The following is a 21,704-nucleotide window of genomic DNA, read 5'->3' on the forward strand; positions in this document are numbered from 1 at the left end:
ACAGAACCAGAAGGCGCCGAATGGTCATTGTGTGAATATTGACGCCAGAGTGATGGCACTTTTGCCGACGTTCGCGACAAAACAAAAACGGGAGCCAAGGCTCCCGTTTTTTGACTGCCGCTGACTCAGGCCGGCTTGGCCTCCGCCAGCGCCTCCTGCGCCAGTTCCTTCTCGGCCTCTTTCAGATCCTCTTCGCTGATCATCTCGGCAATCACCCGCAGGCGCTCCACTACCCGCGCGTTGACGCTGCCTTCCGGGAATTCGCCCTCTTCGTTCGGCTCACCGGCCGGCTCGCCCACCAGCAGGCTCAACGCTTCGTCGGCCTGACGCACCGCGTAAACGTGGAACTGCCCGGCACGCACCGCCGCCAGTACTTTCTCATCGAGCATCAAGGTGGCGACGTTGGCCTGCGGAATGATCGCGCCCTGTTCGCCCGTCAGCCCGCGTGCTTCGCAGAGACGGAAGAAGCCTTCGATCTTCTCGTTGACCCCGCCCACCGCCTGCACTTCACCGAACTGGTTGATCGAGCCGGTGATCGCGAAGCACTGCTTGAGCGGGGTTTTCGACAACGCCGAAATCAGCGTGCACGCCTCGCCCAGCGACGCACTGTCGCCATCGACGTAGCCGTAGGATTGCTCCAGCGCGATGCTCGCGGAAATCGCCAGCGGGAATTCCTGGGCATAACGGCTGCCCAGATACCCGGTGAGAATCATCACGCCCTTGGAGTGAATCGGCTGACCGAGGTTGACCTCACGCTCGATGTCGACGATGCCGCTGCCGCCCGGGTACACCGTGGCGGAAATCCGCGCCGGCACACCGAACGCCGAGTCGCCGACTTCGAGCACGGTCAAACCGTTGCATTTGCCGACCGCCGCGCCGTCGGTGTCGATCAGAATGATCCCCGCCAGCATGTCGTCGAGAATCCGCGCCGACACCCGCCCCGTGCGGGTGGCCTTGGCCTTGAGCGCACGCTCGATGTGGCCGGCATCGGTCATTTCATCGTTGGCCAGATGCCGGATGAAATCCGCCTCGCTGACCAGCTGGAACAGATCGCCGATCCGCGCCGACAAACGCCCCTGGTGCTCGGCCAGACGCGCGCTGTAAGTCGCCAGACGCGCCACCGCGTCGGCGGTCAGCGGCGCCATGCCTTCTTCCGAAGTACGGGTTTTCAGCAACTGGGCGAACTGCTCCAGGCTTTCGTCGACCATCGGGATGTCTTCGTCGAAGTCCACCAGAACGCGGAACATCTCCTGGAAGTCCGGATCGAGGTCCTGCAGCGTGTAATACAGCTGACGGGCGCCGATGATGATCACTTTGACCTGCAACGGAATGTGCTGCGGGTTGAGCGTCACGGTGGCGAAACGGCCCATCTCGCCCAGCGGCGATTCCATCTTCAGCTTGCGCGATTGCAGGGCGCGCTTGAGCGCATCCCACACGAACGGCTCGCCGAGCATTTTTTCCGCTTCAAGGATCAGGAAACCGCCGTTGGCGCGGTGCAGTGCACCCGGGCGCAACTGGCGATAGGTGGTGTAGAGCGCGCCTTGATCGGTGGTGTACTCGATACGGCCGAACAGGTTTTCGTAGGTCGGATGCGGCTCGAACACCACCGGCGCACCGCCGCTGGCCGGATGGCCGACCACCAGGCTCGGGGCGTATTGCTCTTCCAGCAGCTTGCGCGCGACCGCATCGGTCTTGCTGTCATCGACCAGTTGCTCGACGACGGTTTTCAGCAGATAGACCTGCATCGCCTGCAGGTAACCGCAGACCGCGGCGTTTTCCGCGTACTTCTCCGACAGCGGTGCGAGCAAGGGCTGCAAGGCCAGGGTGATGGTTTCTTCGTTGAGCTGACGCAACTGGTTGCTCGACTCGCGCTTCCACTGCGGCAGGCTCGCCAATTCTTCGTTCAGGCGTTCTTCGAGACCGGAAATATCGTCGTGAAAGCGTTCGCGCTCGGTTTCCGGCAACTGGGCGAATTCGGCTTCGTCCAGCGCCTTGCCTTCAAGCATCGGGGTGAAGGCGATGTTGCTGCTGTCGCGGTACAGGGCGACGTCTTTTTCCAGGGCCAGACGTTCGATGACGTCCAGCGCCTTGTCGTAGCGCTGGTTGAAGGCGCGGTCGATGGCGCTCTTCTTCTGCTGGTAGGACGGGTGTTCGAACACCGCAGGAAAGGTCGCCAGCAGGTTATCGATCAGGCCGTTGATATCGCCGATGAAGGCACCCGCGCTGCCCGACGGCAATTCCAGGGCGCGGGGCTCGCGCGGCTCATCGAAATTGTTGACGTAGACCCAGTCCGCCGGGGTCTGCAGGCGTTTGCCTTCGGCCTTCAGGTAGCGTTTGACGAACGAGAACCGGCCGGTGCCGGGCTCGCCCATGACGAACACGTTGTAACCGGGGCGTGGCATGGCCACACCGAACTGCAAGGCTTCGACCGCACGTTCCTGGCCGAGCACACCGCGAAAGGGCTCCAGATCATTGGTGGTAGTGAAGCTGAACTGTTCAGCGGAAAACGGACGGGTCAGCGCTTCGGGCGCTAGACGCAAGCTGGCAGCAACAGGATCAGGCATCGGGCTTCCTTAACAATCAGGCGGGGCAGATAGCGGCATTCTGGCGCTGCCCGAGCCCCACTGGCAAGGCGCGCCACACGACAAAGCATAGACAACCGGCCAACCATGACCCAGCCCGAGTGAAACCGGGGTTATCACCAAATCTTTTGTAAAAAATCACGGAACCCCGGGAACGTGCCTAAACTCCAAACTGCGCGGCTGGAACTAATACCGGCCCACTGGCTTCGTTTTGATCTGTTTCGTACAGAGCTTGGGGGGCCAGAACCCTGTCCATTGGTATGCACATAAAGAGAACAAAGCTATGAAACGGATTCTTCTCGGTACTCTCTTCACCGCTGTATCCATCAACGCAATGGCGCAAGCTCCAGGCGGCCCGGATTGCGGTTGGGGCAACATGCTGTTCGAAGGTCAGCGTGGCACTCCGGCTCACTTCCTGGCATCCACCACCAACGGCACCTCCGGCAACGCCACGTTCGGCATGACGTCCGGCACCAACGGTTGCTCCACCAACGCTTCGCTGACCTATGGCGGCAAATCCTGGTTTGCCATGAATGGCATGATGAACGAGCTGTCCGAAGACATGGCAAAAGGCAACGGCGAAGCGCTGACGACCTATGCCGTGGTACTGGGCGTGGCGCCGGAAGACCGTGCGCACTTCGCCGCCGTCACTCACGAGCACTTCCAGCAGATCTTCAGCAAGGCTGACGTGACCGCCGAAGACGTGCATACCAACACCCTGGCCGTTCTGAAGGCAGACCCACGTCTGGCCAAGTACGCGACTCAGGCTTAAGCTCGACCCACCCGCTTCTTTCGGGAAGCGGGTTTTATTTTTTCGGCCCGCCCTCCTTGGGTCTTTGTTTCTTTCGACTTAAGTTGCCATTTATGCTCAAACGCCTTGCCTGGTTGGCGCTGTGTGTCTGCGCCCCGCTGTCCGCCGCGCCTCACATCGACCCTCAACGTTTGCAGCAACTGGCCAACGACCGCTTCTGGATTTCCCTCGGTCATTACGAAACCGCCAAGCTCGGTGGCTGGCGCAGCTACGTCAGCGACAAAAAATTCTTTCTTGCCCCCGATGGCAACGAACACCCCGACCACGAACTGGCCGCCACCGTGCAAGCGCTGTACGCCCCGGCCAGTCTCGGTGAGCGACACGCACAGTGCGTTTACCCGGCACGCACCCGCTGGTTGAAAGATCAACTCAACCTGACCGACCTGCCGACGCCGGACTGCGCCGAATTCAAGAAATGGTTCAAGGACGTCTCGCCCCACAGCGCGGTGATGATTTTCCCGGCGGCCTACCTCAACAGCCCGTCGTCGATGTTCGGCCACACCCTGCTGCGCATCGACCAGGCTGACGTACAAAGCGACAAGACTTCTCTGCTCAGCTACGCGATCAACTTCGGCGCCTACATCGAAGGCTCGGACAACAGCATCCTGTACGCCTGGAAAGGCCTGATGGGCGGTTATCCGGGATTGTTCGCGCTGGTGCCCTATCAGGAAAAACTCTCGGAATACCGCAGCCTGGAAAACCGCGACCTTTGGGAATACCGGCTCAATCTGACGCAAGCCGAAACAGCGCGGATGGTCGAGCATGTGTGGGAGCTGAAGCAGATCCAGTTCGACTACTTCTTCTTCGATGAAAACTGCTCCTATCGCCTGCTGGAACTGTTGCAGGTGGCGCGCCCGAGCCTGCGCCTGACCGAGCAATTCCCGCTGACGGCGATCCCCACCGACACCGTCAAAGCGGTGAAGGAAGCCGGGCTGGTCGAGCACATCGAATATCGTCCGTCCCGCGAGCGCGAACTGCTCAGCCGTGCCGAGCCCTTGAGCGGCGAAGAACAGGACTGGGTGCTGAAAGTCAGCGCCGACCAGCAGCAATTGCAGGATCCAGCCTTCCAGGCCCTGCCCCGGGATCGCCAGGCGCTGATTGTTGACGCGGCGTATCGGCTGGAGCGCTACCGCGCCAACGGCCAGGAGCGTGATCCACAGCGGGCGCAGCGCAGTTTCGAACTGCTGCGGGCGATCAACAAGAACCCGGCGCCGGAGCTGCAAATTCCACAACCGGGTCTGCCCGAGGACGGCCATGAATCGCGCACCTGGCAGGCCGGTCTCGGCACGCGCGGTGACCGCGCATTCGGCGAGTACGGCTTGCGCATGGCCTATCACGACCTCAACGACAACGCCGAGAGTTTCCCCCTCGGTGCGCAGATCGAAATTCTGCAGATGAAGCTGCGCCAGTACGAAGGCAATCACTGGCAATTTCAGCAACTGGATCTGGCGACCATCCGCTCGCTGACGCCGCGCAACGCGCTGTTGCAGCCGCTGTCGTGGCAGGTCACCGGTGGTCTTGAACGTGTACCGGGCAAGCATGATGACGAGACGCTGGTCAGCCACGTCAACGGTGGCGGCGGCGGAACCTGGGCGTTGGGTGACGATGTGCTGGGTTTTGCCCTCGGCACGGTGCGCGTTGAACACAATAATGATTTCGCCGAGTTCGTTTCCCCCGCCGGCGGTTTCAATACCGGCGTGTTGTGGAAAAACCCGTTGGGCAATCTCAGCCTGGAGGCCAAAGGCGATTACTTCTTCAATGGTGAAGTGCGCCGTAGCCTGAGTCTGAACCAGCAGTGGGAATTGTCGCGCAACCTCGGCCTGCGCCTGAGCGCCCAGCGCGAGTTCAGCCATCTGGCCACACCGGAGACCGAGGTGATGCTGGAAGTGAAGTGGTATCACTACTGAGGTTTTGATCTTTCTTTCACCCCCCATCGACGAATCCGCTTCTAGACTTTCCCTATCAGCCGTGTGACGGCGCGGGAGAGTGTGATGTGGCGGTGTGCGGTTTTTGCGGGCGTGTTGCTGTTGCTGGGCGGCTGTCAGAGCACCCACGAAGATCTGATTGCCAAGGGTTATCCACCGGCGTTCGCCGATGGTTTCGATGACGGGTGCATCAGCGGTCGCCAGGCGGCCGGCTCGATCAGCGGCGAGTTTCGCAAGAACGTGCCGCGCTATCTCAAGGACAAGCAATACGCCGAGGGCTGGAGCGACGGCTTCCGTCAGTGTCAGGCGATGCTGGAAAACAAGGATCGCGAACAGTATCGCAACGAGCACTGGGACGAACGCGAGCGCGCCTGGCAGCAGGAAAAGGATCAGGGCGCAGCGCGGGCCTATCGTTCACAGTAGGTCGCTTCCAGACATCCAGCGAAACCTTTTGCCTGCGACCATGGCCCAACGGCTATAACAGGAGCCCACCATGAGTCGCGCTTTCGTCAACGAAGACAACGCCGCTGCGCAAGCCGATCAGCCGGTCGAACGGCAGGTCAGCACGCAGCCCAATTACGTCACGCCGCAAGGCCTTGCCCAGTTGCAGGCGAAAGTCGCCGAGCTGCAAAGCCTGCACGCCGAACAATCCGCCAAGGGCGAACAGGCCGACAAGCAGCGGCTGGCCGATCTCGAGCGGGATTTGCGTTATTTCAATCAACGGGTCGCCAGCGCTCAGGTCGCGCCGGCCCCGACGTCGAACGACAAGGTGCAGATCGGCAGTTGGGTGACCTACGCCGACGAACACGACACCGAGCGTCGGGTGCAACTGGTCGGCGAGGATCAGGCCGATGCGGCCAACGGCCTGATCAACTGGGCTTCACCGCTGGGCCGTGCGCTGCTTGGCGCGCGGCTCAACGATGAAGTGCTTTGGCAGCGCCCGGCCGGTGATCAACTGATTGAAGTGATCCGCATCGAGCGCTCTTGAGCACCGTTGCTTAAACCACGCCTTGCGCCAGCATCGCGTCGGCGACTTTGACGAAGCCCGCGATGTTCGCGCCTTTGACGTAGTTGATCCGGCCGTTTTCCTCACCGTAATGCACGCAGGCGTGGTGAATCGACTGCATGATCCCGTGCAGCTTGCTGTCCACCTCGCCGCCGGTCCACAGCAGGCGCATGGCGTTCTGCGACATTTCCAGACCGCTCACCGCCACGCCGCCGGCATTCGATGCCTTGCCCGGCGCGAACAGAATGCCGGCTTCGATAAAGAGATCCACAGCCTCGAGGGTGGTCGGCATGTTCGCGCCTTCGGCCACGCAGATGCAGCCGTTGCGCAGCAAGGTGCGGGCGGATTCCGCGTCGAGTTCGTTCTGGGTCGCACATGGCAGCGCGATGTCGCACGGCAACGACCATGGCAATTGACCGGCGCGGAACTCCAGGCCGAATGCCGCCGCCAATTCGCTGATCCGTCCGCGCTTGACGTTCTTCAGTTCCAGCAGCGCCAGCCACTGTTCTTCGCTCAGGCCCGCCTCGCAATAGAGCGTGCCTTCGGAGTCGGACAGGGAAATCACCTTGCCGCCCAGGTCCATCACTTTGCGAGCCGCGTATTGCGCGACGTTGCCGGAACCGGAGATCGCCACGCGTTTGCCTTCGACGGTCTGCTCGCGGCGCTTGAGCATTTCCTCGGCGAAGTACACGCAACCGAAACCGGTGGCTTCCGGGCGGATCAGACTGCCGCCATAGGTCATGCCTTTTCCGGTCAGCACGCTGGTGAACTGGTTGCTCAGGCGTTTGTACTGGCCGAACAGGAAACCGATCTCTCGTGCGCCGACACCGATATCACCGGCCGGCACGTCCACATCGGCACCGATGTGGCGGTACAGTTCGCTCATGAACGCCTGGCAGAAACGCATGACTTCGGCGTCGCTCTTGCCCTTCGGATCGAAGTCCGAACCGCCCTTGCCGCCGCCCATGGGCAACGAGGTCAGGGAGTTCTTGAAGGTCTGTTCGAAGGCGAGGAATTTCAGTACGCCCATGTTCACCGAAGGGTGGAAACGCAATCCGCCCTTGTACGGGCCGATGGCGCTGTTCATCTGGATGCGGAAACCGCGATTGACCTGAACCTTGCCCTGATCGTCGACCCACGACACGCGGAACACCACCGCCCGCTCCGGCTCGCAGATGCGCTCCAGAATCCCCGAGGTCAGATAGTGCGGATTGGCTTCGAGAAACGGCCACAGGCTGCGCAGGACTTCTTCGACGGCCTGGTGGAATTCGGGTTGATCCGGATCGCGTTTTTTCAGACGGGCGAGGAAGGATTCGACGGATTCGATCATGGGAAAAGTCTCGGCAGATTTGTTGTCGTTGGAAGCGATTGAGCCGGACTGTAACAAACGACATGTACACAGCAACAGACAAAAATGTCGCATTTATGAAAACAAATAGTACACAAGGTATAAAACAGCCTGCATTGCAGGCAAAAAAAAGCGGAGCCCGAAGGCTCCGCTTTTTCATGCAACCAACCCGTAATCAGGCCAGCTTCTTGTGGCGTACCCGGTGTGGCTGGGCCGCTGCTTCGCCGAGGCGCTTTTTGCGATCGGCTTCGTACTCGGTGTAGTTGCCTTCGAAGAACACCGCCTGCGAGTCGTCTTCGTACGCCAGGATGTGAGTCGCGACGCGGTCAAGGAACCACCGATCGTGAGAGATCACAATGGCAGCGCCCGGGAAGTCCAGCAGGGCTTCTTCCAGGGAACGCAGGGTTTCAACGTCGAGGTCGTTGGACGGTTCGTCGAGCAGCAGGACGTTGCCGCCCTCCTTCAGGGTCAGCGCCAGGTGCAGACGACCGCGCTCACCACCGGACAGGTCCTTGACGAACTTCTGCTGATCGCCGCCCTTGAAGTTGAAGCGACCGACGTAGGTACGCGACGGGATCTCGTAGTTGCCGATGCGGATCTGGTCGGAACCGTCGGAGATCTGCTGGAACACGGTCTTGCTGCCGTCCAGATCTTCGCGGCTCTGATCCACGCAGGCCAGTTGTACGGTTTCGCCGATTTCGATGCTGCCGGAGTCCGGGGTTTCCTTGCCCATCAGCATGCGGAACAGGGTCGACTTACCGGCACCGTTACCGCCGATCACGCCGACGATGGCGCCTTTCGGCATGGAGAACGACAGATTGTCGATCAGCACGCGATCGCCGTAGCCCTTGGTGACGTTCTTGAATTCGATGACCTTGTCGCCCAGGCGCGGACCGGCCGGGATGTAGATCTCGTTGGTTTCCGAACGCTTCTGGAATTCCTGCGACTGCATTTCTTCGAAGCGTTGCAGACGTGCCTTGGATTTCGACTGGCGGGCCTTGGCGCCTTTGCGCACCCACTCCAGTTCTTCCTTCATGGCTTTTTCGTGAGCCGATTGCTGCTTGGATTCCTGGGCCAGACGATCGGACTTGGCTTCCAGCCAACCCGAGTAGTTGCCCTCGTAAGGAATGCCCGCGCCGCGGTCGAGTTCCAGAATCCAGCCGGCGACGTTGTCCAGGAAGTAACGGTCGTGCGTGATCGCTACCACAGTGCCCGGGAAGTCGTGCAGGAAGTGTTCGAGCCACGCAACGGAGTCGGCGTCCAGGTGGTTGGTCGGTTCGTCGAGCAGCAGCATGTCCGGGGCGGACAGCAGCAGACGGCACAGGGCCACACGACGTTTTTCACCACCGGACAGGTGCTCGACCTTGGCGTCCCAGGCCGGCAGACGCAGCGCATCGGCGGCGACTTCCAGCTGGCGCTCCAGGTTGTGACCGTCGCTGGCCTGCAGGATCGCTTCGAGCTTGGCCTGTTCGGCGGCCAGCTTGTCGAAGTCGGCATCCGGGTCGGCGTAAGCGGCGTAGACCTCGTCCAGACGCGCTTGCGCATCCTTGATCACGCTGACCGCTTCCTCGACCACTTCACGCACGGTCTTGGTCGGATCCAGTTGCGGCTCTTGCGGCAGGTAACCGATGTTCAGTTCCGGCATCGGGCGCGCTTCGCCTTCGAACTCGGTGTCGACGCCGGCCATGATTTTCAGCAGCGTGGATTTACCCGAACCGTTGAGGCCGAGTACGCCGATCTTGGCGCCGGGGAAGAAAGACAGCGAAATGTTTTTCAGGATTTCCCGCTTCGGCGGAACAACTTTGCCCAGCCGATGCATGGTGAAGACGTATTGAGCCATGGAGAACCTTGGGTCAGTGACAGATGAATGATTGGAGCGCAGGCGATGCCCGGCCAGACCGATGCGCGTCGTTCACTTGATGGTCATCAATGCGTGCGCGCTGAAAAAGTCTGAGTCTAGGAGCTGGAACGCTCCCGCGTAACCGGCAAAGCTACCTGAATGACCGGTGGCAGTCCAGCCGAGTGGGGCTGGCACTTCGCCACAACTCAAGGCATGCTAGCCGCCCTTGGGCGTCCGGCTTATAGTGCACGTCGCGCCAGTCCAGCCAGACCGCAGGATTACAGCTTGTCCAACGTCACTCCGCCAGCCTCTGTGAGCAGCACCCAACCGGCGCCCGGCTCGTCCCTGCGCGGAACATTGAAAGGCGCGCTGGCGACGCTGGTGCTTTTGCTGCTGGCGCTGCTGTTCTGGCAGCTGCTCGATCAACTGCGTGAAACCCAGAAAAACCAGCGTCAGTACACCATCGACTACACCGCCGACCTCGCCGCGCAGGTCAGCCTGAACATGGCGTTGAACGCGCAGATCGCCCTCAACCTGCTACCGATCGTCGAACAACCGCAGTCGGCCGACGAACAGCAGGCGCTGCTGCGCAAACTTCAAAAGTCGCTGCCCGACCTGCGCAGCCTGGCCCTGCTCAGCCCCTCCGGAAAAATCCTCAGCGACAGCGCGACTGACAGCCAAGACGCCGATTACCTCAGCGATCTGGTACGCCGCAGCCGCGCTCAGGCGCATTACTTCAGCAATGACGACGACGGCTCGGTGGTGCATCTGCTGTTGCATCAGGCCAGTGGCAGCACTCGCGGTTACTGGGCACTGCGGCTGACACCCACCTTTTTTAAAGCACTGACCAAACAGGGCGAAACCGGGATCCGTCCTCTGTGGCTGGTGGAAAATCGCATCAACCATCAGATCATCAGCCGCGACGAAGCGATGCCCATCGGCAGCACCAGCGTCCTGACCCCGGACGATCTGGCCAACAGCGTGCTGACCGTGCCGCTGAGCAGCAGCGACTGGCAACTGCGTGGCCTGTTCGACCGCCAGCACGTGCTCGAACAACTGCTGCCGGCGTTCATCGGCAAATGCCTGTTGGGCCTGGCGCTCTCGCTGCTGCCGTTTATCGCACTGCTCAACATGCGCCGCCGTCAGCGTCAGGTGCATGAAGGGCGTCGGCGTTATCAGGATATTTTCGAAGGCACCGGCGTGGCGTTGTGCGTGCTGGATCTTTCGGGGCTCAAGCAGCTGTTCGAAAAGGCCCAGATCCAGACCAGCGACCAGCTCAAGGCATGGCTCGACCAGCCCGCGCAGCGCCAGCAATTGCTCCAGGAACTGCGGGTTACCGAGGTCAACCAGGTTGCGTTGCAACTGCTCAACGTCAATTCCTGCGACCACGCCTGGCAATTGTTGATCGACGGTCAGCCGCACAGTCAGTGCGCCATCGGCAATCAGGTGCTCGACGCCGTACTCCAGCAGCAGAAACAGCTGGAACTGGAAATCAAGCTCCCGGACATCAATGGCCGCGACCAGCACCTGTGGCTGGTGCTGCGCCTGCCGCAGGAACAGCACGACTACAAGGCCGTGATCCTGAGCATCAACGACATCACCAGCCGCAAGCTGATCGAACTGTCGCTGCTGGAGCGCGAAGGTTTCTGGTCGGACGTGGTGCGTACCGTGCCGGATCACCTGTATGTGCAGGACGTGATCAGCCAGCGGATGATCTTCAGCAACCACCACCTCGGCCAGACCCTCGGTTACAACCGCACCGAACTGCATCAGATGGGCGAGTACTTCTGGGAAATCCTCCTGCACCCGGAAGACGCCGACTATTACCATCGCTCGCGGCAGATGCAGCGTCACGCTGGTTACAGCCAGTTGTTGCAATGTCAGCTGCGCTTCCGTCATCGCGACGGCAAGTGGCGGCGCTTCGACATTCGCGAACAGGCGCTGGCCCGGGACAAGCACGATCAGGTCACGCGGATCATCGGCGTGGCCAAGGACATCACCGAGCAGATCGAAGCCAGCGAATCGTTGCGCGACAGCGAACAACGCTACCGGATGCTCGCCGAAAGCATCAGCGACGTAATCTTCTCCACCGACAGCCAGCTGTCGCTGAACTACGTCAGCCCGTCGGTGCAAGCGGTGCTGGGTTATGACGCCGAATGGATTTTCCAGAACGGCTGGCAATCGACCATCGCCAACCCGCAGCAACTGAGCGGCATCTATCACCTGATGGATCGGGTCAGCAAAGCTCTGGGCAAACCCGAGCAACTGGTGATTTTGCGCAGCCAGGTGCAGACCCAGCTGTTCCTGTTCGACTGCCTGCGCGCCGACGGTCGCAAGATCCCGATCGAACTGCGTCTGGTGCTGGTGTGGGACGAACATGGCGCCTTCGAAGGCGTGCTCGGCGTCGGTCGCGACATCAGCCAGCAGCGCCGTGCGGAGAAAGACCTGCGCATGGCGGCCACGGTATTCGAGCACTCGACTTCGGCGATCCTGATCACCGACCCGGCCGGTTACATTGTCCAGGCCAACGAGGCGTTCAGCCGGGTCAGCGGCTACGCGGTGAGCGAAGTGCTCGACCAGTTGCCGAACATGCTGACCGTCGACGAACAGCAGGACGCGCACCTGCGCTACGTGCTCAAGCAGTTGCATCAGCACAGCACCTGGGAAGGTGAGGTCTGGCTCAAGCGCCGCAATGGCGAGCATTACCCGGCGTGGGTCGGCATCACTGCGGTGCTCGATGACGAGGGCGATCTGGCCAGTTACGTGTGCTTTTTCAGCGACATCAGCGAGCGCAAGGCCAGCGAGCAGCGGATTCACCGCCTCGCCTACTATGACGCCCTGACCCACCTGCCGAACCGCACGCTGTTCCAGGATCGTCTGCACACCGCGTTGCAATCGGCTGAACGGCAGAAGTCGTGGGTGGTGCTGATGTTCCTCGACCTCGACCGTTTCAAACCGATCAACGACTCCCTCGGCCACGCCGCCGGCGACCGCATGCTCAAGGACATGGCCACGCGCTTGCTGGCCTGCGTCGACGATGACGACACCGTGGCGCGGATGGGCGGCGACGAATTCACCCTGTTGCTGCAACACCGCTCCAGCCGCGAAATGGCACTGAACCGTGCGATCCACGTGGCCGAGCAGATCCTTGCCAGTCTGGTGCGACCGTTCGTGCTCGAAGGCCGCGAGTTCTTCGTCACCGCCAGTATCGGCATCGCCCTGAGCCCGCAGGACGGCAACGAACTCAGCCAGCTGATGAAGAACGCCGACACCGCGATGTACCACGCCAAGGAGCGCGGCAAGAACAACTTCCAGTTCTATCAGGCCGACATGAACGCCAGTGCGCTGGAGCGTCTGGAGCTGGAAAGCGATCTGCGCCACGCGCTGGAGCAGAACGAATTCGTGCTGTATTACCAGCCGCAGTTCAGCGGCGACGGCAAACGCCTGACCGGCGCCGAAGCCCTGCTGCGCTGGCGTCATCCGCGTCGCGGGCTGGTGCCGCCGGGGGATTTCATCCCGGTGCTCGAAGAACTCGGGCTGGTGGTGGACGTCGGCGACTGGGTGATCAGCGAGGCCTGCCGTCAGCTGAAGACCTGGCACCAGAGTCGCGTGCGCGTGCCGAAGGTCTCGGTGAACATTTCCGCCCGGCAGTTCTCCGATGGCCAGCTCGGCACGCGGATCGCCACCATCCTCAAGGAAACCGGCCTGCCGCCGGCGTGCCTGGAGCTGGAGCTGACCGAAAGTATTCTGATGCGCGAAGTCAGCGAGGCGATGCAGATCCTTGCCGGCCTGAAGAACCTCGGCCTGAGCATCGCGGTCGACGACTTCGGCACCGGTTACTCGTCGCTGAACTACCTCAAGCAATTCCCGATCGACGTGCTGAAGATCGACCGCACCTTCGTCGACGGCCTGCCGTCCGGCGAGCAGGACGCGCAGATCGCCCGGGCAATCATCGCCATGGCCCACAGCCTGAATCTGGCGGTGATCGCCGAGGGCGTGGAAACCCATGAACAACTGGACTTCCTGCGCGAGCATGGTTGCGACGAGGTTCAGGGTTATCTGTTCGGGCGGCCGATGCCGGCGGGACGGTTCGAGGCGCAGTTCAGCAATGATGCGCTGTTCATGTTCGACTGAGACTTTGTGGGGAAGCCATCGCCAGCAGGCTGGCTCCCACAAGGATTGATGCCGATCAGGGAATTTGCAGGCTATCGCGATTACTGTGGGAGCCAGCCTGCTGGCGATTTGGCCGGCACAATCACCGTATATCCACGCATGAACGCCACTTGTCTGCGACATGATGTCGTTTCATATGCCATCCAAAACCCGATGGGTTAGAATGCCCCCCTTTTCTGCCCCCGATCCTTGAGGACCGCCATGTTCAGCCGTGATTTGACTATTGCCAAGTACGACGCCGATCTTTTTGCCGCCATGGAGCAAGAAGCCCAGCGCCAGGAAGAACACATCGAGCTGATCGCTTCGGAGAACTACACCAGCCCAGCGGTGATGGAAGCTCAAGGCTCGGTACTGACCAACAAGTACGCCGAAGGCTACCCGGGCAAGCGCTACTACGGTGGTTGCGAGTACGTCGACGTCGTTGAGCAACTGGCCATCGACCGCGCCAAGGAACTGTTCGGCGCCGACTACGCCAACGTTCAGCCGCACGCCGGTTCCCAAGCCAACGCCGCTGTCTACCTGGCCCTGCTGTCGGCCGGTGACACCATTCTGGGCATGAGCCTGGCTCACGGCGGTCACCTGACCCACGGCGCCAGCGTTTCCTCCTCCGGCAAGCTGTACAACGCCATCCAGTACGGCATCGACGCCAACGGCCTGATCGACTACGACGAAGTCGAGCGTCTGGCGGTTGAACACAAGCCGAAAATGATCGTGGCCGGTTTCTCTGCCTACTCGCAGATCCTCGACTTCCCGCGCTTCCGCGCCATCGCCGACAAGGTTGGCGCCTACCTGTTCGTCGACATGGCTCACGTAGCCGGTCTGGTCGCCGCTGGCGTCTACCCGAACCCGGTTCCGTTCGCTGACGTCGTGACCACCACCACCCACAAGACCCTGCGCGGTCCACGTGGTGGCCTGATCCTGGCCAAAGCCAACGCCGACATCGAGAAGAAGCTGAACTCCGCCGTATTCCCGGGCGCCCAGGGCGGCCCGCTGGAGCACGTGATCGCCGCCAAAGCGATCTGCTTCAAGGAAGCACTGCAGCCAGAGTTCAAGGCTTACCAGCAACAAGTGGTGAAAAACGCCCAGGCCATGGCCGGCGTGTTCATCGAGCGCGGTTTCGACGTGGTTTCCGGCGGTACTGAAAACCACCTGTTCCTGCTGTCGCTGATCAAGCAGGAAATCTCCGGTAAAGACGCCGACGCCGCTCTGGGCAAAGCGTTCATCACCGTAAACAAGAACTCCGTGCCAAACGACCCACGCTCCCCGTTCGTCACCTCCGGTCTGCGCTTCGGTACTCCGGCTGTGACCACTCGCGGCTTCAAGGAAGCAGAGTGCAAAGAGCTGGCGGGCTGGATCTGCGACATCCTGGCTGACCTGAACAACGAAGCGGTGATCGACGCCGTTCGTGAGAAAGTCAAAGCCATCTGCAAGAAACTGCCGGTATACGGCGCTTAATTGCGACGTTAAACCCGCAGCATGAAAAACCGGCCAAGTGATTGGCCGGTTTTTTTTCGCCCGCAAAAAAGTTTCGAACGCTAAATGGCTCAAGGTCGGGGTCTCGCGCCCAACTGGTCAGACCGGTCATGCCAATTCGTCATTTTTCACTTGCGATCCGTAAAAAACAGCGCCTAGACTGCACCCGCACTGGACATACCGGTAAGACCACAATAATTAAGTCCTGAATCTGATGCGCCCCGCGCACGGCAGCCAGGACACCGACCAGGATTCCTCCCATGCTCAGATGGTGCTCGCGTTCAATCTTCCTCCAAGTGGTTCTCGGACTGGTGCTCGGCATCGTCTGCGGGCTGACCCTTCCTGAATACTCGGCCCAGCTCAAACCGCTCGGCGACGGTTTCATCAAACTGATCAAGATGCTCATCGGCCTGATCGTGTTCTGCGTGGTGGTCAGCGGCATCAGCGGCGCCGGCGACCTGAAGAAGGTCGGGCGCATCGGCCTCAAGTCGGTGATCTACTTCGAAGTGCTGACCACCATCGCCCTGGTGATCGGTCTGGTGTTCGCCTTCACCACCGGGATCGGCAGCGGCGCCAACATCCATCTGGAGCAGCTGTCCGCCGCCGACATGGGCGACATCGCCGAACGCGGCCAGCACATGCACACCACCACCCAATTCCTGATGGACCTGATCCCGACCTCGGTACTCGGCGCCTTTGCCGACAACAACATTCTGCAAGTGCTGCTGTTCTCGGTGCTGTTCGGCAGCGCGTTGAATCTGGTGGGCGAAGCGGCTTCCGGGATCTCGCGGCTGATCAACGAGCTCAGCCACGTGATCTTCCGGATCATGGGCATGATCGTGCGTCTGGCACCGATCGGCGTGTTCGGCGCCATCGCCTTCACCACCAGCAAATATGGCCTGGATTCGCTGCAACACCTGGGCAGCCTGGTCGGTTTGTTCTACCTGACCTGCATCGCTTTCGTCGCGCTGATTCTCGGTCTGGTAATGCGTCTTTCCGGCCTGCGCATGTGGCCGCTGCTCAAGTACCTGCGTGAAGAACTGCTGATCGTCATGGGCACCGCCTCTTCCGATGCCGTGCTGCCGCAGATCATGCGCAAGCTGGAACATCTGGGCATCGGCAGCTCGACCGTCGGGCTGGTGATTCCTACCGGTTACTCGTTCAACCTCGACGGCTTTTCGATCTACCTGACCCTGGCCATCGTGTTCATCGCCAACGCCACCGGCACGCCACTGGCCATGACCGATCTGCTGACGATTTTGCTGGTGTCGCTGATTACCTCCAAAGGTGCCCACGGCATTCCGGGGTCGGCGCTGGTGATTCTGGCGGCCACGCTGACGGCCATCCCGGCGATTCCGGTGGTCGGTCTGGTGCTGGTGCTGGCGGTGGACTGGTTCATGGGCATCGGTCGCGCGCTGACCAACCTGATCGGCAACTGCGTCGCCACCGTGGCCATCGCCCGTTGGGAAAAGGACATCGACGTGCAGCGGGCGAACAAGGTGCTCAACGGCGAGCAGGGCTATAACTTTCAGCCGAGAAAAACGGTCGCTCAAGCGGCGGCCAAAGAATTCTGAATGAGCGCCGTGCCGGCGCCAATGCAGGCACGGCTCATGGAGCGAACACGTGATTACTACATCAACCGTCGTCAACTCAGTGGTGGAAAAACTCCGGGCCGCGCTGGCCCGTGGCCAGTGGCGCTCCGGCGAGATGCTGCCGGGGCAGCGCGAGCTGGCCGAGCAACTGGGCATCAGCCGCCCGAGCCTGCGTGAAGCGGTGATCGTGCTGGAAACCCTCGGTCTGGTGCGCTCGATGCCGGGCAAAGGCGTGGTGGTGCTCGACGCGCAGGCCAGTGACACTCAAAGCCACGACAGCGCAGTGGCCGGCGCAAGCCTCGAAGACGTGCTGCAACTGCGCTACACCCTCGAACCGTTCATTGTCGGTCTGGTAGCGCAGTCGATCAGCAGCAAGGAAGTCGGGCAGCTGCGCCTGACCCTGATGGACATGCGCGAAGCCCTCGAAGCGGGCGACAGCGAGGCCGGGGTCAGCGCCTACATCGCGTTCCACGAGGAGCTGTTCACCCTGACCTCGAACCCGATTTTCCAGAGCGTGGTGCAACAGACCAGCAACGCCCTCAAGCAAAGCGCCGAAGTGCTGCGCAATTCACCGGAGCATCTGGCCGAACGCCTCGAGGAAAACGAAGCCGTGGTGCGCGCGATCCGCAGCAAGAACAGCGCCCAGGCCAGCGCCGAAATGCGCCGGCACATTTTGCGTGAGGGCCAGCGGATGGGTATCGAGCTGAATATTCCGGATGACAACCTGAGCCACTGAAACGCCTCACACTGGAGACCGGCCATGAACAGCCTTGCCACGCCATCGCACCCTCGCTCGACCTCGACGGCCCTGCCCTTCTCCCGCCTGCATGCGCCGGTGGACGACCTGTATCCGCGCCTGTTCGACGCTATCCTCGAGCAACGCATCGATGCCGCCAGCCGTTTCACCGAAGAAAGTCTCAAGCAGATGTTCGGCGTCAGCCGCGCCGATGTGCGTCGGGTGCTGACCCAACTGTCCCACGAACAGATCATCGTACTGCGGGCCAACCATCGACCACGAGTGGCTGCGCCGGATGCCGAGCAGACACGTCAGGCCCTGCACGCCCGGCGTCTGGCCGAGAACACGCTGGTGCGATTGGCTTGTCAGCATGCGCAGGCTGAAGATCTGAAGCGCCTGCGAGCGTTGATCGAACGCGAACGCCAGGCTGTGGATAAAGATCGGCGCGGGGCGGCGATTCGCTTGTCCGGGGAGTTTCATTTGCAGGTAGCGAAAATGGCGCGGAATGCACCGTTGGCGCATTTTCTCGGCACGTTGGTGCCGCTGACCTCACTGGCGATTGCGCGATGCACAGAAACCACGCACAGCTGTTGCGGCTGGCAGGATCACGCCCGGATCGTCGAGGCGATCGAGCGTGATGACGCTGCCGAGGCGGTGTCGCTGATGAACCGTCATCTGGATCACCTGGAGCAGACGATTCTCAGCGGCTCCACTCACTGAAAGCGCGGCGGACTCAGTTCGCCGCCACCCTGGCAAAACCCGCCCGGATTTTCTCTTCCGGCAAATCGTCGGCGATAAACACGATCACGCTTTCCCGCGCCTCGCCCTCGGCCCACTCGGTATCCCAGTCGAAGCCGTAGAGTTTCAGCACGCCCTGGAACACCAGCCGCCGATCTTCACCCGCAATGTTCAACACACCTTTGTAGCGCAACAATTGCTTGCCGTGCTCTTCCAACAGTTCATTCATGAATTCGCTGAGCTGATCGATATCCAGCGGCTGATCGGTACGCAGCACCAGACTGGAAATCCGGTCGATGGATGGCGCCTTGCTCACCGGCCGCAGACTCACCCCGCCGCCGAGATCGGCATTCAGGTTGAAACCGCGCACATCGAGCAATTCGGCCAGATCGATGTTGCCGTGCTCGACCACGCGGATCGGTGCACGGCGGTTGATGCGAGTCAGGCGTTCGCTAAGCGCGGTGAACGCAGCCTCGTCCACCAGATCGGTCTTGCTCACCAGCAAGCGGTCGGCAAAACCGATCTGCGCCTGGGCGATGGTCTGGGTCAGGTGCAGTTCGGCGTGAGCGGCGTCGACGAGGGTGATGATGCCGTCGAGCAGATAACGTTCGCGCAGTTCTTCGTCGATGAAAAAAGTCTGCGCCACCGGAGCCGGGTCGGCCAGGCCGGTGCATTCGATGACCAGCCGATCGAAGGCGATTTCGCCGCTGTCCAGTCGTTCAAGCAGCAGGTACAAGGCCTTGGTCAAATCGGTGTGGATGGTGCAGCAGACGCAGCCGTTGGCCAGGGTCATGACTTGCACCGGCTCGTCGCCCAGCAATTGGGTGTCGATGCCGGCGTCGCTGAATTCGTTTTCGATCACGGCGATTTTCAGGCCGTGCTCGGCTTTCAACAGATGGCGCAGCAAGGTGGTCTTGCCGGCGCCGAGGAAACCGCTGAGCACCGTGACCGGGATGGGAGAAGACAAACTCGATCTCCTTCAATTGCACAAATAAAAATGGGAGCAGGCCGAAAGACCTGCTCCCACCTATCTCTGCTGAACCACGATCAGCGGCTCAGCAGCACTTCGGCCCACCCTTGCCACCGTAACGGGCTTCCTGACGTTCGCGAAAGAACATCTCGTAGCTCATCACCGGTTTGTCCGGGTGTTTGGTCTGCATATGCTCGACGTAGGTGTCGTAGTCGGGCATGCCGACCATCAGGCGCGCGGCCTGACCGAGGTATTTACCGAGGCGACTCAGGTCATTGAACATGCTGCAATCCTCTGGTTACGCGTCCGGCAGGGCCTGGAATGGCGATTCTTTATCCGTACGCTCTTTTTTGCCCCAGGCAGCGATGCCGACCTTGAGCGCATAGAACAGGATGCTGAATACCACGAACAGGAACAGCGCGGTCAATGTAGCGTTGGTGTAGGCGTTGAAGATCACGTGCTGCATCTGCTCGACGCTTTTCGCCGGCGCCAGCACCTGACCGTTGGCCAGTGCATCGCTGTACTTCTTGGCCAGCGACAGGAAGCCGATCGCCGGGTTGGCGTCGAACAGCTTGATGAAGCCAGCGGTCGTGGTGCAGATCAGCAGCCAGGTGGCCGGCAGCAGGGTGACCCAGATGTAGCGCTGGCGCTTCATCTTGATCAGGACCACGGTGCCGAGCATCAGCGCGATACCGGCAAGCATCTGGTTGGAGATGCCGAACAGCGGCCACAAGGTGTTGATACCGCCCAGTGGATCGACCACGCCCTGATACAGCAACCAGCCCCACATCGCGACACAACCGGCGGTGGCGATCAGGTTGGCGGACCAGGATTCGGTACGTTTCAGTGCCGGAACGAAGGAGCCGAGCAGGTCCTGCAGCATGAAGCGACCGGCACGGGTGCCGGCATCGACTGCGGTCAGGATGAACAGCGCTTCGAACAGGATCGCGAAGTGGTACCAGAACGCCATGGTGTTTTCACCCGGCAGCACACTGTGCAGGATCTGCGCGATACCGACCGCCAGGGTCGGCGCACCACCGGCACGGGCCAGGATGGTGGTTTCGCCGATGTCATGCGCCACGGCTTGCAGGGCTTCCGGGGTAATTGCAAAGCCCCAGTTGCTGACCGCAGTTGCCACGGACACCACGTCACCGCCGACCACGGCGGCCGGGCTGTTCATGGCGAAGTACACGCCTGGCTCGATCACCGAGGCAGCGACCATGGCCATAATGGCCACGAACGATTCCATCAGCATGCCGCCGTAACCGATGTAACGGGCGTTGGTTTCATTATCCAGCAGTTTCGGCGTGGTCCCGGAAGAGATCAGCGCGTGGAAACCCGATACCGCACCGCAAGCAATGGTGATGAACAGGAACGGGAACAGACCGCCCTTCCACACCGGACCAGTGCCGTCGACGAACTGGGTCAGGGCCGGCATTTTCAGCTCGGGCATGGTCACCAGGATGCCGATCGCCAGGGCGACGATGGTACCGATCTTGAGGAACGTGGAGAGATAGTCACGCGGCGCCAGAATCAGCCAAACCGGCAGCGAAGCGGCGACGAAACCGTAGCCGACTAGCATCCAGGTAATCTGCACGCCAGTGAAGGTGAAGGCCTTGGCCCAGACCGGATCGGCGGCAATCTGCCCACCCAGCCAGATCGAACCGAGCAGCAGCAACACGCCGACTACCGAGATCTCGCCGATGCGGCCCGGACGGATGTAGCGCATGTAGATGCCCATGAACATCGCGATCGGGATGGTCGCCATCACGGTGAAGATGCCCCACGGGCTTTCAGCCAGGGCTTTCACCACGATCAGCGCCAGCACCGCGAGGATGATGATCATGATCAGGAAGCAGCCGAACAGCGCGATGGTGCCGGGGATACGGCCCATTTCTTCACGCACCATGTCGCCCAGCGAACGGCCGTTGCGACGGGTCGACATGAACAGAACCATGAAGTCCTGCACCGCGCCCGCCAGCACCACGCCGGCGATCAGCCACAGCGTACCGGGCAGGTAGCCCATCTGCGCCGCCAGTACCGGGCCGACCAGCGGCCCCGCGCCAGCGATGGCCGCGAAGTGGTGACCGAAGAGAATGTGTTTGTTGGTTGGAACGTAGTCCAGACCGTCGTTGTTGAGTACGGCGGGGGTGGCCCGACGCGGATCGAGTTGCATCACATTGTTAGCGATGAACAGACTGTAGTAACGGTACGCAACCAGATAGATGGCCACGGCGGCGACCACAATCCACAAGGCGTTGATCGCCTCGCCTCGGCGCAATGCCACTACGCCAAGGGCGCACGCTCCTACGATTGCCAGCAGCAGCCAGGGTAAGTGGCGTAGCAGGCTATTATTATTTTTCATTTTATTATTCCAGCCAGGGTGGACAAGAAAGACAGCCACCCCGAGTTTAGCGCTGTTGGCGGCAAAGGCCATACCCCGACATTGGTCTAGACAGTCCATTCGTTGGCAACACCCCGCCGGTCGGGTCTATAGTCAGCTGACCTTC

The 21,704-nt window shown here is 61.2% G+C and carries 15 protein-coding genes; 9 read left to right on the plus strand and 6 right to left on the minus strand.

The window, feature by feature from the left end:
- Window positions 1-125: 125 nt before the first annotated feature.
- Window positions 126-2,564, minus strand: coding sequence for an ATP-binding protein (locus tag GQX66_RS02120; protein WP_102716618.1), 2,439 nt, complete (start codon window positions 2,562-2,564; stop codon window positions 126-128).
- A 301-nt stretch (window positions 2,565-2,865) separates the two neighbouring features.
- Here GQX66_RS02120 and GQX66_RS02125 point away from each other — a divergent pair, with 301 nt between their 5' ends.
- The 4 genes from GQX66_RS02125 (at window position 2,866) to GQX66_RS02140 (ending at window position 6,306) form a co-directional block, all read left to right on the plus strand.
- Window positions 2,866-3,354, plus strand: coding sequence for a DUF3015 domain-containing protein (locus GQX66_RS02125; protein ID WP_007950971.1), 489 nt, complete (start codon window positions 2,866-2,868; stop codon window positions 3,352-3,354).
- A 92-nt stretch (window positions 3,355-3,446) separates the two neighbouring features.
- Window positions 3,447-5,300 carry a DUF4105 domain-containing protein gene (locus tag GQX66_RS02130; protein ID WP_236188794.1) on the plus strand — a complete coding sequence of 618 codons (1,854 nt, stop codon included), beginning with the start codon at window positions 3,447-3,449 and terminating at the stop codon, window positions 5,298-5,300.
- An 84-nt stretch (window positions 5,301-5,384) separates the two neighbouring features.
- Window positions 5,385-5,741 (plus strand): hypothetical protein, encoded by a 357-nt coding sequence (locus GQX66_RS02135; RefSeq protein WP_007950973.1) that lies wholly within the window; start codon window positions 5,385-5,387, stop codon window positions 5,739-5,741.
- Between the two features lie 70 nt (window positions 5,742-5,811).
- Complete coding sequence (locus GQX66_RS02140) at window positions 5,812-6,306, plus strand: GreA/GreB family elongation factor (protein WP_240865863.1); 495 nt, start codon at window positions 5,812-5,814, stop codon at window positions 6,304-6,306.
- 10 nt (window positions 6,307-6,316) lie between these two features.
- Here the strand turns inward: GQX66_RS02140 and gdhA are convergent, their stop codons facing one another.
- Both gdhA and ettA read right to left on the minus strand, forming a co-directional pair.
- Window positions 6,317-7,654: an NADP-specific glutamate dehydrogenase gene (gene gdhA, locus GQX66_RS02145; protein ID WP_085747705.1), complete on the minus strand. Its 1,338-nt coding sequence runs from the start codon at window positions 7,652-7,654 to the stop codon at window positions 6,317-6,319.
- Between the two features lie 193 nt (window positions 7,655-7,847).
- Window positions 7,848-9,512 carry an energy-dependent translational throttle protein EttA gene (ettA, locus tag GQX66_RS02150; protein WP_007950976.1) on the minus strand — a complete coding sequence of 555 codons (1,665 nt, stop codon included), beginning with the start codon at window positions 9,510-9,512 and terminating at the stop codon, window positions 7,848-7,850.
- Window positions 9,513-9,797: 285 nt separating this feature from the next.
- Here ettA and GQX66_RS02155 point away from each other — a divergent pair, with 285 nt between their 5' ends.
- The 5 genes from GQX66_RS02155 (at window position 9,798) to GQX66_RS02175 (ending at window position 18,206) form a co-directional block, all read left to right on the plus strand.
- Window positions 9,798-13,646: a bifunctional diguanylate cyclase/phosphodiesterase gene (locus GQX66_RS02155; RefSeq protein WP_240865866.1), complete on the plus strand. Its 3,849-nt coding sequence runs from the start codon at window positions 9,798-9,800 to the stop codon at window positions 13,644-13,646.
- 240 nt (window positions 13,647-13,886) lie between these two features.
- On the plus strand, window positions 13,887-15,140 hold the full coding sequence (glyA, locus tag GQX66_RS02160) for a serine hydroxymethyltransferase (protein ID WP_007950978.1): 1,254 nt from the start codon (window positions 13,887-13,889) through the stop codon (window positions 15,138-15,140).
- Window positions 15,141-15,418: 278 nt separating this feature from the next.
- Entirely contained in the window at window positions 15,419-16,732 is a 1,314-nt protein-coding gene (locus GQX66_RS02165) for a C4-dicarboxylate transporter DctA (RefSeq protein ID WP_236180416.1), read from the plus strand.
- Window positions 16,733-16,781: 49 nt separating this feature from the next.
- Window positions 16,782-17,486, plus strand: a complete 705-nt coding sequence (locus tag GQX66_RS02170) for a FadR/GntR family transcriptional regulator (protein WP_102686328.1) — start codon at window positions 16,782-16,784, stop codon at window positions 17,484-17,486.
- Window positions 17,487-17,510: 24 nt separating this feature from the next.
- The gene (locus GQX66_RS02175) at window positions 17,511-18,206 is read left to right on the plus strand and encodes a GntR family transcriptional regulator (protein WP_240865869.1); all 696 of its coding nucleotides are present in this window, start codon (window positions 17,511-17,513) and stop codon (window positions 18,204-18,206) included.
- A 13-nt stretch (window positions 18,207-18,219) separates the two neighbouring features.
- Here the strand turns inward: GQX66_RS02175 and yjiA are convergent, their stop codons facing one another.
- The 3 genes from yjiA to GQX66_RS02190 all read right to left on the minus strand — a co-directional run bounded on the left by yjiA (window position 18,220) and on the right by GQX66_RS02190 (window position 21,559).
- The gene (gene yjiA / locus GQX66_RS02180; protein WP_085747701.1) at window positions 18,220-19,191 is read right to left on the minus strand and encodes a GTPase; all 972 of its coding nucleotides are present in this window, start codon (window positions 19,189-19,191) and stop codon (window positions 18,220-18,222) included.
- A gap of 88 nt (window positions 19,192-19,279) precedes the next feature.
- On the minus strand, window positions 19,280-19,477 hold the full coding sequence (locus tag GQX66_RS02185; protein WP_003228401.1) for a YbdD/YjiX family protein: 198 nt from the start codon (window positions 19,475-19,477) through the stop codon (window positions 19,280-19,282).
- 15 nt (window positions 19,478-19,492) lie between these two features.
- A complete protein-coding gene (locus GQX66_RS02190) occupies window positions 19,493-21,559 on the minus strand; it encodes a carbon starvation CstA family protein (RefSeq protein WP_007950983.1) in 2,067 nt (688 codons plus the stop codon).
- Window positions 21,560-21,704 lie beyond the last annotated feature (145 nt).

This window comes from Pseudomonas sp. B707 (assembly GCF_022496685.1).
Classification (GTDB): Bacteria; Pseudomonadota; Gammaproteobacteria; order Pseudomonadales; family Pseudomonadaceae; genus Aquipseudomonas; species Aquipseudomonas paraglycinae.